9 protein-coding genes and 1 pseudogene are annotated in these 13,384 nt (G+C 74.1%); 6 read left to right on the top strand and 4 right to left on the bottom strand.

Going from position 1 to position 13,384, the window contains the following annotated elements; translation table 11 throughout:
• Positions 1 to 138: 138 nt before the first annotated feature.
• Positions 139 to 1,746 carry an FAD-dependent monooxygenase gene (locus SMD11_RS12890; protein WP_234366013.1) on the bottom strand — a complete coding sequence of 536 codons (1,608 nt, stop codon included), beginning with the start codon at positions 1,744 to 1,746 and terminating at the stop codon, positions 139 to 141.
• 71 nt (positions 1,747 to 1,817) lie between these two features.
• Between SMD11_RS12890 and SMD11_RS12885 the strand changes: the two genes are divergently transcribed.
• Positions 1,818 to 2,615 (top strand): TetR/AcrR family transcriptional regulator C-terminal domain-containing protein, encoded by a 798-nt coding sequence (locus SMD11_RS12885; protein WP_087926598.1) that lies wholly within the window; start codon positions 1,818 to 1,820, stop codon positions 2,613 to 2,615.
• Positions 2,616 to 2,636: 21 nt separating this feature from the next.
• Here the strand turns inward: SMD11_RS12885 and SMD11_RS12880 are convergent, their stop codons facing one another.
• Genes SMD11_RS12880 through SMD11_RS12865 form a run of 3 tightly spaced genes read right to left on the bottom strand, consistent with a single transcriptional unit; the run spans position 2,637 to position 6,510 of the window.
• The gene (locus tag SMD11_RS12880) at positions 2,637 to 3,845 is read right to left on the bottom strand and encodes an acyltransferase family protein (RefSeq protein ID WP_087926597.1); all 1,209 of its coding nucleotides are present in this window, start codon (positions 3,843 to 3,845) and stop codon (positions 2,637 to 2,639) included.
• The gene (locus SMD11_RS12875) at positions 3,842 to 5,464 is read right to left on the bottom strand and encodes an alpha-2,8-polysialyltransferase family protein (RefSeq protein ID WP_234366012.1); all 1,623 of its coding nucleotides are present in this window, start codon (positions 5,462 to 5,464) and stop codon (positions 3,842 to 3,844) included. The genes SMD11_RS12880 and SMD11_RS12875 overlap by 4 nt, the downstream gene beginning before the upstream one ends.
• Positions 5,461 to 6,510: a glycosyltransferase family 2 protein gene (locus SMD11_RS12865; RefSeq protein WP_087926595.1), complete on the bottom strand. Its 1,050-nt coding sequence runs from the start codon at positions 6,508 to 6,510 to the stop codon at positions 5,461 to 5,463. Before SMD11_RS12865 ends, SMD11_RS12875 begins: the two co-directional genes overlap by 4 nt.
• A gap of 187 nt (positions 6,511 to 6,697) precedes the next feature.
• Here SMD11_RS12865 and SMD11_RS36355 point away from each other — a divergent pair.
• The 5 genes and pseudogenes from SMD11_RS36355 to SMD11_RS12840 all read left to right on the top strand — a co-directional run bounded on the left by SMD11_RS36355 (position 6,698) and on the right by SMD11_RS12840 (position 13,281).
• Positions 6,698 to 8,064 (top strand): annotated as a pseudogene (locus SMD11_RS36355) (DUF6716 putative glycosyltransferase).
• 32 nt (positions 8,065 to 8,096) lie between these two features.
• Positions 8,097 to 9,458, top strand: coding sequence for an acylneuraminate cytidylyltransferase (locus SMD11_RS12855; RefSeq protein ID WP_087926594.1), 1,362 nt, complete (start codon positions 8,097 to 8,099; stop codon positions 9,456 to 9,458).
• A 162-nt stretch (positions 9,459 to 9,620) separates the two neighbouring features.
• Complete coding sequence (locus SMD11_RS12850) at positions 9,621 to 10,547, top strand: N-acetylneuraminate synthase family protein (RefSeq protein WP_087926593.1); 927 nt, start codon at positions 9,621 to 9,623, stop codon at positions 10,545 to 10,547.
• Between the two features lie 215 nt (positions 10,548 to 10,762).
• The gene (locus SMD11_RS12845) at positions 10,763 to 11,956 is read left to right on the top strand and encodes a hypothetical protein (protein ID WP_087930467.1); all 1,194 of its coding nucleotides are present in this window, start codon (positions 10,763 to 10,765) and stop codon (positions 11,954 to 11,956) included.
• Between the two features lie 65 nt (positions 11,957 to 12,021).
• Entirely contained in the window at positions 12,022 to 13,281 is a 1,260-nt protein-coding gene (locus SMD11_RS12840) for an amidohydrolase (RefSeq protein WP_087926592.1), read from the top strand.
• Positions 13,282 to 13,384: the final 103 nt, after the last annotated feature.

Below are 13,384 nucleotides of genomic sequence, written 5' to 3'. Positions count from 1 at the left end.
CGCGGTAGCGCGGAAAGGGGGCCCGGGGGTGAAGCCCCCGGTTCGGGAAGGGGCGGGTAGGGGGCAGGGTCCCGCGCAGCGGCCCCCCGCCCGTGACCGGCCCCCTCAGCCCGGCGGTCGCCACCCCGCACCACCCCCTCAGCCCGCCGTCACCACCCCCACCGCCCCCACATACGCCGCGATATCCCCCACCTCATCCGTCGCCAGCCCCACATACCCGTCCGGGCGGATCAGGAACAGCCCCGAGCCGTACGCCGCCTTCGCGTGACCGCCGGCGTCGTGCAGGTCCGCGCCCGGGCCGCCCACGCGGTATGTGTGGAGCCACGGCGCGTCCGGGACCGGCCGCGGGGCGGGCTCGCCCGTGAGGTCCAGCAGGGTGAAGTGCGGTCCACGGAAGGCGTCGAAGAGGCGGACCTCGGCGCCGGAGGCGTCCACGCACGGTGCGTCGGGCGCGCGGTCGCCCGCCCGGAGGGCTCCCTCCGGGACGTCCCGGCGCGCCTCGCGGGTGAGCGGGCTCTCCCGGTAGTTCAGGCCCAGTTGGAGGGTCTCCGGGCCGCGGCGGTGCAGGCCGTCCTCCGAGTGCGCCCGGTCGGCGGCGTGCACGCTCGTGCTCAGCCCCAGCACATCGGCGGCCACCCGCACCCGCTCCGTGTCATAGCTGTCCAGCAGGGTGTCGGGCGCGCCGTGCCGCAGCACCGCCCCCAGCTTCCAGCCCAGGTTGTACGCGTCCTGGACGCTGGTGTTCAGCCCCTGGCCGCCCGCCGGGGAGTGGATGTGCGCCGCGTCCCCGGCGAGGAACACCCGGCCCGTGCGGAACCGCTCGGCCATCGCCGCCCGCGCCCGGTACACCGAGGCCCACGTGACCTCGCCCACCCGCAGCCCCGGCAGCCCCGTGCGCCGCTCCAGGAGGGCGAGCAGCGCCTCGGGCGTGGCGTCGCGGGAGACCTCCGGCTCGTACGTCACGTCCTCGAACCCCGCGATGACCTGGAACGTCTCCGCGCCCTCCAGCGGCCGCAGGGCCAGGAGCCCGCCCTCCGCCTTCGGCCACATGTGCCAGTGCCCGCGGTCGACACCCTCCAGCATCACGTCCGCGATCAGCACCGGGCGCGGATCGACGGGCTCGCCGGTGAAGGGGACGCCGAGCGCCTTGCGCACCGTGCTGCGCCCGCCGTCCGCCGCGACGAGATACTCCGCCCGCACGGTCTCCTCCGAGCCGTCCGCGTGCCGCAGCGTCGCCGTGACCCCGTCCGCGTCCTGGTCGAACCCGGTCATCCCGGTGCTGAAGTCCACCGTGCCGCCCAGCTCTTCCAGCCGTCCGTACAGCACCTCCACCGTGCGCCACTGCGGCAGCATCAGCAGCTCGGGATACGGAGTCGTCGGCCCGGCCTCCGCCCGGTGGACGAGATCCCGCTCGCGGACGCGCCGCGGCCCCTCCCAGACCTGGATCAGCGGGCACGGCCCGCCCACCGCCCGGAGCGCGGCCACCGCCCCGAGGTCGTCCAGCACCTCCAGGGTGCGGGGCTGGATGCCCGTGCCGCGCGAGCCGGGGAAGCCGCGCTCGGAGCGCTCCACGATCCGGTGGCGGACACCGCGCCGGGCGAGGTCGATGGCGAGGACGAGACCGGTGGGGCCGGCGCCGGCGATGAGCACCTCGACGTCCACCGCGGCGCGGGCGGCAGAAGGAACGGCGGAAGGAACGGCGGAAGGAACAGCAGCGGGAACGGCAGCAGGAACGACAATGCCCACGAGCCACACTCCTTAACGTTGTTAAGTTCGCTCTGCCCCCAGCGTGAACTGAACACCGTTAAGCTGTCAAGGTGGCAACTCGAATCGACCGCGCCCTGGTCGCGGACACCGCCCTGCGCCTGCTGAACGAAGTGGGCCTCGAAGGCCTGACCCTGCGCCGGATCGCCAAGGAGCTGGACGTCCAGGCCCCGGCGCTCTACTGGCACTTCAAGAACAAGCAGGAGCTGCTCGACGAGGTGGCGACGGAGATGTTCCGCCGCATGGCCGTCCCCATCTCACAGGCCGGCGGCACCACCTGGCAGGAGCGCATGGCGGCCGCCACCCGCGAACTGCGCCGCTCCCTGCTCGCCTACCGCGACGGCGCGAAGGTCTTCAGCGGCAGCCGCTTCACCGACGCCAGCTACGCCACCCCGCTGGAGGAGCTGCTCCGCTTCTGCGTCGACTCCGGCTTCACGCCCCGCGCCGCCGCCCGCGCCTGGTTCACCGTGAACACGTACACCGTCGGCTACGTCATAGAGGAGCAGTCCGTCTACCCCGTGCCCGACGGTGGTCGCGACCCGGCCTACGAGCCGGACGGCCGCGCCCGCAGGCTGGCGGGCCACCCGCTCGCCACCGAGGCCGGCCGGGAGTTCTTCGAGGACCTCGACGCCGGCTACGAGGACGGGCTGCGCGCCGTCATCGCCGGTCTTGAAGTGACGCTGCTGCCCGGGTCAGGGCACCACTCGCCCCCGGAGCGCCACTCGTCCTCAGGGCACCACTCGCCCCCCGAGCACCACCCCGCCCCGGAAAACGGCTCCCCGGAAAACGGCTCCCCGGAAAACGGCTCGGCCCCGGAGCGACACCCTGCTCCGGGGCTCGACAAGGGCTGACCCACTCCGGGGGCACGGCAACTATCCGCCCGTCCGCCTGTCTTCCACCCCACCCCGCACCCTCGTCAACGACCGCCTCAGCAGCGGCGTCAGCCGCCGCTCCACCTGCCGGTGCAGCAGCCACGCCAGCCCCAGCATCAACGCGATCGTCAGCGGGAACGTCGCGGCCGAGGGGATCCCCAACCCCCGGTGCAGCCCGCCGATCACCACCCACCCCAGGTGCTCGTGCACCAGGTAGAAGGGGTACGTCAGCGCGCCCGCGACCGTCAGCCAGCGCCAGTTCGCCCAGCGCAGCTTCCCCGTGGCGATCAGCGCCACCGCCGCGTAGCCGACGGCGATCACGGCGACGATCACGTACTGCGAGCGGTACGAGAAGTACTGCGCGCCCGGCGGGTGCCACAGCCCGGCCACCGCGTAGTGCTGCCCCACCAGGAAGCTCACCCCCACGATGCCCCAGGACAGTGCCTCGTGGCCGAAGCGGTGGATCAGATAGAGGCCGATGCCGCCGATGAAGTACGAGGAGTACTCCGGCATCACCACCACCCGCAGGAACTCCACGTGCGAGGCGGTCGTGACCACTGTGGCCAGGGTCCACACCGCGCAGAAGAGCACCACCCGGCGGCGGGTCGCGCCCGGCAGCACGACGAACAGCGCGAAGAGCGCGTAGAAGCGCAGCTCCGCCCAGAGGGTCCAGCACACGCCCAGCACCCGCTGGGCCCCGACCGGCTGCTGAAGCATCGTCATGTTCACCAGGGTGTCGCTGAAGGACACCGTCCGGTACGTCACCCAGGGCAGCGCGAAGGCCAGTGTGACGAGCGCGATCGCCGCCCAGTAGGCGGGGTAGAGGCGGGCCACGCGGGAGGCGAAGAAGGAGCGCAGCGGACGCCCCCAGCCGCTCATGCAGATCACGAAGCCGCTGATGACGAAGAAGATCTCGACGCCGAGGCAGCCGTAGGCGAAGGCCCCGGACAGCGTGGGGAATTCACGCCGTGGCGAGGCGCCCCAGGCCTGGCCGATCTCGCCGCCCCGGCCGCCGTAGTGGTAGAGCGCCACCATCAGGGCGGCGATCAGCCGCAGCCCGTCCAGCGCGCGCAGCCGCCCACCGGAGCCCTTCCCCTCCGCCTGACGGCCGCTGCCGCTCTCCCGAGGAGCCTCGGACGGTACGGGCGGTGGTACGGGCGTGAGGGAGGAGGCCGACGGGGCGGGGCCGGACACGGGAGGCGCGGTCATGCGGTCACCTTCGGTTTCGCCGGAGCCGTCGGCTTCACCGTCTGCCCCTGCTTCCCCGCCCTTCCGGCCCGCCCCGCCAGCCGCCGCCGCACCGCGCGGGCCCGGCGGGCCACCTTCCGGACGGCCGGGTTGCGGGGGAGGAAGGCGAGGGGCGAGGGAAGCGCCCCGGGGAGCGCGAGGGCGGTGAGGCGCCGGCGCTTGAAGTAGCGGCGGGTGCGGTCGTCGAGGTGTGCGGCCAGATAGCGTTCGGCGGCCGGGCGCAGGGACGGCAGGACCTGCGGCTGCATGGCGAAACCGACGGCGGCGAGCAGACCGGCGAGCTCCTCGCCGGCCGGAACGCGGGCCTCCGTCACCGTACTCACGGCCGGGCCGTCAGCCCCGGGACCGTCCACGCCCTCCGCGCCGACGTCCGTCCCGCCGTCCTCCAGCTCCGGCAGCAGCGCGTCCACCAGCGTCACCGGCACCCGGTTGCTGTTCTGGTACGGGCTGAGCCGCTCCAGCAGCAGGTCCGTCCCGGTCCGGGCGACCCGCAGCCCGTAGAAGGCGCGGGCCGTGAGCAGCGCCGTCGAGAAGCAGCCGACGACCAGCGCCGGCCGGATCCGCTGATAGACCACTTCGGCCAGCATCGGCGTGTCCAGCACCGTCAGGTCCGCGCCGAGCCGGCCGGCCTCCTCCTCCAGCGCCCGCGACCAGCGGGCCGGTGCCGCCGGGTGCGGCTTGAAGACCAGCGCGCGGTGGCCGCGCGCGACCGCCCCGCGCAGCATCCGCACGTGCAGCCGCTCCTCCTCCTCGGGCGTGAGGATGTCGAGCGCCGACAGATACTGCCCGAGCAGCAGCGCGGCCCCCTCGGGCGCGGTCACCGGAGGCGTGGCGTCCGCGAGTTCGGCCAGCACCTTCGTGAACGCCTCGGTCGGTACGAGCTCCGCCGGCACCCCGAACTCGCCGAGCAGCAGCGGCCGCAGCCCCGGCACCAGGTCCAGGTGGAGCAGCCGCCGCACCCGGGTGCCGACCAGCGGGTCGAGCTTGTTGCGCGTCGGGCCGTAGCTCATCAGCCCGTCGGCGTAGACCTCCAGGGGCGCGTCCGGGAAGCACAGGGCGACCGCGTGCGCGGGGCTGACCTGGAGGGACTCCACGATCAGCTCGACCGGCCCGGCGCCCAGCCCCCAGAGCAGCCGCAGGTGCCGCTCCCACAGGGGCGCGTCGTCCGGGCGGGGCGACCAGCCGCTCGGGTGGAAGGGGCTGATCGTCCCGTTCCACGAGAGGACCTCGTCGAAGCGGGCGCGCAGCGGCGCGAAGCCGGGCGCCTCGTCGAGGGCGGGCGTGGTCTCCGGGACGGCGGCGGTGTTGGCGACGAGCAGCAGCCGGCGGTCGGCGGGGGAGAAGCACCCGGTGTCCAGGGCGGCGGCGAGCGTCGCGGCGCCGTAGAGCGTCGACGCGAGGAAGATCTGGGTGCGGGGGCTGTCCCCGACCGTACGGGCGCTGTCCCCGGTCGTGCGAGGGCTTTCCCCAGCCGTACAGGTGCTGTCCCCAGCCGTACGGGTGCTGTCCCCAGCCGTGCGGCGGTCGTCCCCGGCCCTACGGGCGCCGCCCCCCGCCATACGCGCGCTGTCCCCGCTCATCGGCCGGCCCCGCTCCCGCGCCCGGCGCCCGGGCGCGCCCCGCTCCCCTGCCCGGAGGCGTTCGAATACCCCGTGTTCCCGTGCCTGAAAGCCGGCCTGCGGCGGAGTCTGCGCAGCCGGGCCGCGCGGTCGTGATCCATGGAATTCAACGCGTCCTCAAGCGGTTCCGGTGGCATCCGCCGCAGCGCGGACGCACTCATCGAACGCAGTGTGCGCGCCACCGCGGGTTCGAATCTTTCGACGGAAGAGAGATGGTGGGAAATGATCGCGCAATATGTGCGGACGGCCTTCGGGAGAAGGGCGTCCGCGTCCTTGTCCCGCGCGGTCTCCTCGACGACCTGATCGAACGCGCGAATGAAATCGAGTTGGCGTACGTCGCCGATCTGCGTGAGCGAAGTGGCCACTCCCCGCCGGTAGAAGACACCGAGCGGCCCGGCCACCGCGAACGTCCGCGCCTCGCGGTGCAGCCGCCAGATCCACGGCCGGTCCTCGGCGGTGCGCAGGCCGTCCGTGAAGTGCAGCAGCCCCTCCTCCAGCAGCCGCCGGTGGTAGATCCCGGCCCACGCGTAGGGGTAGTCGACGGACGAGGACCGCTCGACGGGGAGGATCGCGCTCCGCGGGTCGAGCACCACCCCGCGGCGGCCCTCCGGCACCCGGTGCACGGTCCGGACGCGGCCCGTGCACTGCACATGGTCGGTGCGGACGAAGTCGACCGCCAATTCCTCGATCACCCCGAGCAGCCGCTCGTAGTGGCCGGGCGCCAGCCAGTCGTCGCCGTCGAGGAAGGTGACGTACTCGCCGCGCGCCGCGTCCAGCCCGGTGTTGCGGGCCGTGGCGAGACCGCCGTTCGCGGCGTGGCGGAGGACCACGGCGCCCGGCAGTTCGCGCCCGGCGCGTTCCAGCAGCGCCGGAGTGCCGTCGGTCGAACAGTCGTCGACGAGAATGAATTCGAAATCATCACGCGCGTTCGCACGCAGACTTCTCAGTGTGTCGGGCGCGAAAGTCTGCACATTGAAGAACGGCACGATGACGGAGAGCTTGACCACTCCCGTGACCTTAGGCGGCCCGCCGGCATTCCCCCTGACCGAGGGTGGAAGGGGAGGTGAACGAAGCGCGGCGGAACAATGAACCAGCCGCTGCGCCGGACCGATTCGCCGATCGTCGGTGAGCTGTTTACCGGTTGTTGTACTCACGTTGGGCAACGAAACGGAATGGATTCCTATCGTCGGCGACGTGCCCTCACGTACTGACCGTTCGTCGTCCTCGCCGCCGCGGATCGCCGTGCTCGCCGACTCCGACACCCGGTGGAAATGGGGCGCGCTCACGGCGCACCGCCTCGCCCCGGGCGCCGGTCTCGACGGCCGGCTGCTGAGGGGGCGCGCGACCCCGACGGGCCGCCAGCTGGCCGAGGTCGGGGTGCGCGCGGAGAGCCTCCGCGAGGTCACGGCCGCCGAGTTCGTCGGCGGCGCCGACCGGACGCGGTACGACGTCATCGTGCTGGCCTGCGTCGGCGGCGCCGTCCAGGCCGCGCTGCACGGCCTCGCCCACGCCTGGGGGGCCGCGCCCGTCCGCCCCGTCGTCGTCACCGGCTACGTCGGCGTCGTCTACGAGAAGCTCGCCGACGGCCTCCTCCTGCGCCACGGCGCGGACGTCGTCCTCGCCAACTCGCCCGACGACGCGGACCGGTTCCGGGCCGTGTACGAGGGGGTGGGCGCCCCGGCCGGCTCCGTCACGGAATGGGCGCTGCCGTTCCTCGGCGACCCCGACGAGGCGGGAGCGAACGGAGGGAAGTCCGGTGACGGAAGTGACACGGACCCCCAACACCGTCCGTTCACCGTCGTGTTCGCCGCCCAGCCCTCCGTACCCGAGCGCCGCGAGGACCGCGCGTACCTCCTGCGCCGCGCGGCCCAGCACGCCCGCCTGCACCCCGGGCGGGAGGTGCTCGTCAAGCTCCGCAGCAAGCCCGGTGAGCACACCACGCACATCGAGGAACTCCCGTACCAGAAGCTGGCCGCCCGCCTGCCGGGCGGCCTGCCGCCCAACTGCCGTCTGGTGTACGGGCACATGGGCGAGGTCCTCGCCCGTACGGACCTGCTGGTGACGGTCAGCTCCACGGCCGCCCTGGAATCCCTCCACCTGGGCATCCCCACCGTCGTCCTCACCGACCTCGGCATCCGCGAGGCCCTCGGCAACCACCACTTCCTCGGCTCCGGCTGCCTCGCCTCCTGGGACCGGCTCGACGCCGGGCACCTCCCGGAGCCCGACCCGCGCTGGTGCGCCCGGCAGGGCGTCGCCGCCGACGGGCCGTACGCCCACGGCACCGCCTTCGCCACCGCGCGCCGGCGCGTGACCGAACTCGTCGCACGCCCCGCGCTTCCCCCGCTCGCCCCCTACTACACGGCCGCCACCGCACCCGGCTACCTCCCCGCCGTCCTCGCCCGCCACGGCCTCGACCCCACCGGCCGCCCCTCCCCGGCCGGAGCCGGGAGGCCGGCGAGCCCAGCGCCCTGCGGCGGGCGGTCCGCGAGGCCGCGCGCGGGGCCTACCGCCACGGCGTCCAGCGCGTCGCCCCCGTCATCCGCCGCCTGGGGGAGCTGTGAGCAGCACCCCCGCGCGCACCGAAGGAGCACCCATGGCCGCCCCGGCCACCCCGGATTCCCCGGCCGCACCCGCCGAGCGCCCCACGGCCGTCCTGGCCGTCATCCCCGCCCGCGGCGGGTCCAAGGGCGTCCCCGCCAAGAACCTCGCCGCGGTCGGCGGCGTGCCCCTCGTCGCCCGTGCCGTGCGCGAGTGCCGCGCGGCCCGCCTGGTCGGCGACGTCGTCGTCTCCACCGACGACCCCGGCATCGCGGCCACCGCGCGCGGCGCGGGCGCCGTCGTCGTCCAGCGGCCGGGCACGATCGCGGGCGACACCGCGACCAGCGAGGCGGCGGTGCTGCACGCGATGGACGCCTACGAGGCGATGTCCGGCGCCCGGGTCACCGCCGTGCTCCTGGTGCAGTGCACCAGCCCCTTCCTCAGCAGCGCGGACATCGACGGCGTCGCCGCCGCGGTCGTCGAACAGGGGGCCGACACGGCCCTGACGGTGGCCCCCTTCCACGGCTTCGTCTGGCGGGCGGAGGAGGACTTCGCACCCGCGGGGGACGCCGTGCTGCCCGCGCAGCTGTCCCCCCGCCGGACCGTGGCCGCCGCCCCGGCCGGCGACGGACCGGAGGACCGCCACGGGATCCCCGCGGCCCACGGCACCCGGACCGCCCGGTCCCGCCCCGGGGCCCACGGCGTCAACCACGACAAGTCCCACCGCCCGCGCCGCCAGGACCGCCCCCAGGACCTGCTGGAGACCGGCGCCGCCTACGCCATGCGCGCCGACGGCTTCCGGGCCGCCCGGCACCGGTTCTTCGGGCGCACCGAGCTCGTCCGCACCGACGCCGCCCGCGTCCTGGAGGTCGACGACCCGCACGACCTCGCCCGCGCCCGCGCCCTCGCGCCGCTGTTCGACGGGCCCGCCACCGGCGCCGTCCCGACCCGCGCCGACGTCGACGCCGTCGTCATGGACTTCGACGGCACCCAGACCGACGACCGGGTCCTCATCGACGCCGACGGCCGCGAGATCGTCGCCGTGCACCGCGGCGACGGGCTCGGCGTCGCCGCCCTGCGCCGGGCCGGCCTCGCCCTGCTGATCCTCTCCACCGAGACCAACCCCGTCGTCGCCGCCCGCGGCCGCAAGCTCCAGGTGCCCGTGCTGCACGGCGTCGACCGCAAGGACCTGGCGCTCAAGAGATGGTGCGAGGAACACGGCCTCGCCCCCGACCGCGTCCTCTACGTCGGCAACGACGTCAACGACCTGCCCTGCTTCGACCTCGTCGGCTGGCCCGTCGCCGTCGCGAGCGCCCACGACGTCGTACGCGGCGCCGCCCGCTCCGTGACGTCCGCCCCAGGCGGCAACGGCGCCCTCCGGGAGATCGCCTCCTGGCTGCTCGGCCCGTCCCTCTGAGGCCGTCCACCGAGCAGGCCGCCCGCCGAGCAGACCGCCCACCGGCCAGGACGTTCACCGAAGCGGCGCGCTCACCCGGGAGGCCCTCTCACCGAAAAGCCCGCCGCCTTCCCGCACTCCGCCCGCTCAGCCCCGCTCACCGCGACCTAAGGAACACCCCATATGACCCCCGCCCTGCGCACCCGCCCCCTCGGCCACAAGACCGCCGGCCCCGGCCACCCCGTCTACATCACCGGTGAGATCGGCATCAACCACAACGGCGACCTCGACAAGGCCCTCGCCCTCGTCGACGCCGCCGCCGACGCCGGCTGCGACGCCGTGAAGTTCCAGAAGCGCACCCCCGAGATCTGCACCCCCCGTGACCAGTGGGACATCGAGCGCGACACGCCGTGGGGCCGGATGACCTACATCGACTACCGCCACCGGGTGGAATTCGGCGAGGACGAGTACCGCAGCATCGACGCGTACTGCCGCGAGCGCGGCATCGCCTGGTTCGCCTCGCCCTGGGACACCGAGGCCGTCGCCTTCCTGGAGAAGTTCGACGTCCCCGCCCACAAGGTCGCCTCCGCCTCGCTCACCGACGACGAGCTGCTGCGCACCCTGCGCGCCACCGGCCGCACCGTGATCCTCTCGACCGGCATGTCGACGCCCCAGCAGATCCGCCACGCCGTCGAGGTGCTCGGCAGCGAGAACATCCTGCTCTGTCACGCGACGTCCACGTACCCCGCCAAGGCCGCCGAGCTCAACCTCCGGGTGATCCACACCCTCCAGGCGGAGTACCCCAACGTCCCGATCGGCTACTCCGGCCACGAGACGGGCCTCCAGACCACCCTCGCCGCCGTCGCCCTCGGCGCCACCTTCGTCGAGCGGCACATCACCCTCGACCGGGCCATGTGGGGCTCCGACCAGGCCGCCTCCGTCGAGCCCGGCGGGCTCCAGCGGCTCGTCCGCGACATCCGGGTCGTCGAGGAGTCGCTGGGCGACGGCGTGAAGAAGGTCTACGAGAGCGAGCTCGGCCCGATGCGCAAGCTGCGCCGGGTCCCGGGCGTCGTCGCCCAGGCCGGCCACCGCGAACCCGCAACGGTGTGACGGGCACCCCCGTGGCACCGCCGGAAGGACCACAAGAGCCACCACAGGACGGGCCACCACAGGCCGGCTCGCCGCACGACGGCCCACCGCACGACGGCCGGTCGCGGAACGAACGGCTACAGGACGGGGAGCGCGGCCCCGAGCCGCCGCAGGGCCCGCCCCCGCGGGACGAGCCCCCGCCCGAGGGCTCCTCGCCCGGCGCCGCCGCCGACTCCCTGGCGTTCGTCGAGAGCCCCGTCCAGCTCCTGAACGTCCTCGAATGGGCGTACGCCACCGGCCGTTCGGGTTCCCCCGCGCACGGCTCCGGCCCGCCGCCCCCGCGCGACGGCGTGCCCCGGCAGCCGGACAGGGAGCCGGACGAGCGGCGGGACCGCCGGGCCGCCGTCCCGGCGCCCGCCGACACCGGTCTCGTGATCGTCGTGCTCGCCCCGCACGACCCCATGACGCGCGGTCAGCTGCGCCGGATGGCCGAACTCGCCCGCGACCACGGCCACCGGCTGCGCTGGGAGGAGGCCCGGGGCGGGCCGGGCGCGCCGCTGCGGACCGTCGCCGGGCTCGCGGGCCCGCTGCGCCGGGCGCGCCGCGTCGTGATCGGCGACCCGTTCTCGCGCTATGTGCAGCTGCTGCTGCCGCTCACCCGCGCCCGCGAGCTGGTGGTCGTCGACGACGGCACCGCCACCATGGAGTTCGTCTCCCAACTCGCCCGGGGCGAGCGCCTCGTACGGTGGCACCGGCGGGGCAGCCGAGGGGCGCGCGATCTGGCTTTCGCGCCGGTGTCCGCTTCAACGCGCCGTCGCCTGACGCCGAACGCCCGCCGGAGCGTGACGGTGTTCACCGCGATGCCGGTCGAGGCCCCGCCCGGCGTGGCGGTCACCCGCAACGACTTCGCCTGGACCCGCGCGGCCTTCGGCCCGCCGAGACTCACCCGGGGCACCGACCTCGTCGGCACCTCGCTGGTCGAGACCGGGGTGGTCGACCCCGAGCGCTATCTGGCGGCGGTGGCCGGGCTGGCCAGGGCGTACGGCGCCACCCGCTACTTCGCCCACCGCCGGGAGAGCGCCGAGAAGCTGCACCGCGTCGCCTCCGGGCTGGGCCTGGAGGTCGTCCGCCCCGAGCTGCCCCTGGAGCTCATCGCCCGTCGCGGCCCCATCGGCCGCACCGTCCTCAGCTTTCCCTCGACCGTGGTGCACACGCTGCCGCTGGCACTGGCCGGTACGGGTGTGACGGTGGCGGTCTGCGACATCGACCCGGTGTGGCTCACGGAGCGGGCCTCGCCCCGGGCGGAGGGCTTCCTGTCCGAGGTGACAGACACCGCCTCGGATGTGCGGCGGCTTCCGGCCATGCCTCTGAGTGCCCCCTCGGCCGTAAATACTGGTCATACCCCTCAAGGCACCCATCCATGCGGCTGAACTTTTCTTGATCTGGGGGCAGTTGCCGGGTCGGGGGCTTTACCCTTCAGTGCGTGAACCATCTGATGCCTTTGGACGCCGAACCCGACACCGCCGACGGTGAGCTCCTCGGAGAGCTCCCCTCCGTACTGCGCGCCGAACTCATCGCGTTCCGCCGGGACTTGCACATGCACCCCGAGCTGGGAAACCGTGAGTTCCGCACCACCGCGGCGGTCAAAGCGAGGCTGGAGAAGGCGGGGCTCACCCCCCGCACCCTCTCCACCGGCACCGGGCTCTTCTGCGACATCGGCCGGGACACCGCGCGCGAGACGGCCGGCCGGGTCGCCGGGCAGCACGGCACCGCGGCCCGGGGTGTCCTCGCCCTCCGCGCGGACCTCGACGCGCTGCCCATCCCGGACACCAAGACGGTTCCGTACCGCTCGACGGTCCCCAGGATGGCCCACGCCTGCGGCCACGACGTGCACACCACCGTCGTCCTCGGCGCCGGTCTGGTCCTCGCCCGGCTGGCCGAGCGGGGCCTGCTGCCCCGCCCGGTCCGGCTGATCTTCCAGCCCGCCGAGGAGGTGCTGCCCGGCGGCGCGCTCGACGCCATCGAGTGCGGGGCGCTGGACGGCGTGGGCCGGATCCTCGCGGTGCACTGCGACCCCAAGGTCGAGGTCGGCCGCCTCGGCCTGAAGCACGGCCCGATCACCTCCGCCTGCGACCGGCTGGAGGTCTCCCTGGATGGCCCCGGCGGCCACACCGCGCGCCCGCACTTCACCACCGACCTGGTGACGGCCGCGGCCCGGGTGGCCACCGACGTGCCGGCGGTGCTGGCCCGCCGGGTCGACGCCCGCTCGGGGATGTCCGTCACCTGGGGCCGGATGGAGACGGGCCACGCCCCGAACGTCATCCCGCAGCACGCCGAGCTGTCCGGCACCGTCCGCTGCCTGGACCTGCACGCCTGGCGGGACGCGCCCGACCTGGTGCACGCCGCGATCGACGAGATCGCCACGCTGCACGGTGCGAAGTCGGAGATCAATTACGTCCGGGGCGTCCCCCCGGTCGTCAACGACCCGGAGGTCACCGAGCTGCTCCGGAGCGCCATGACGGCACGTCGCGGACCGGACTCGGTCGAGGACACCGAGCAGAGCCTCGGCGGCGAGGACTTCTCCTGGTACCTGGAGCACGTGCCCGGCGCGATGGCCCGGCTCGGGGTGCGGCCGGTGGGCGACAACACCCGACGTGACCTGCATTCCGGTGATTTCGACGTGGACGAGGGGGCCATCCAGGCCGGGGTGGAGCTCTTCACCGCCGCCGCCCTGCTGGACGCCCGGTCGGTGTAGCTGACACGTACACAGCCGGCGTGGTCAATCCGGACGCATTCGGGGCAAGGACGGTTCGCGACGATCCGATAACGGCTTCGAACTACCCCTTTTCTCTCCATCT

Source organism: Streptomyces albireticuli (assembly GCF_002192455.1).
Classification (GTDB): domain Bacteria; phylum Actinomycetota; class Actinomycetes; order Streptomycetales; family Streptomycetaceae; genus Streptomyces; species Streptomyces albireticuli_B.
This window is presented reverse-complemented; position numbering and strand designations above follow the sequence as displayed.

Coding starts and splice junctions, on each gene's coding strand:
- SMD11_RS12880 (WP_087926597.1), bottom strand. CDS start 3,845: ATGACCGCGCCTCCCGTGTCCGGCCCCGCCCCGTCGGCCTCCTCCCTC.
- SMD11_RS12875 (WP_234366012.1), bottom strand. CDS start 5,464: ATGAGCGGGGACAGCGCGCGTATGGCGGGGGGCGGCGCCCGTAGGGCC.
- SMD11_RS12855 (WP_087926594.1), top strand. CDS start 8,097: ATGGCCGCCCCGGCCACCCCGGATTCCCCGGCCGCACCCGCCGAGCGC.
- SMD11_RS12850 (WP_087926593.1), top strand. CDS start 9,621: ATGACCCCCGCCCTGCGCACCCGCCCCCTCGGCCACAAGACCGCCGGC.
- SMD11_RS12840 (WP_087926592.1), top strand. CDS start 12,022: ATGCCTTTGGACGCCGAACCCGACACCGCCGACGGTGAGCTCCTCGGA.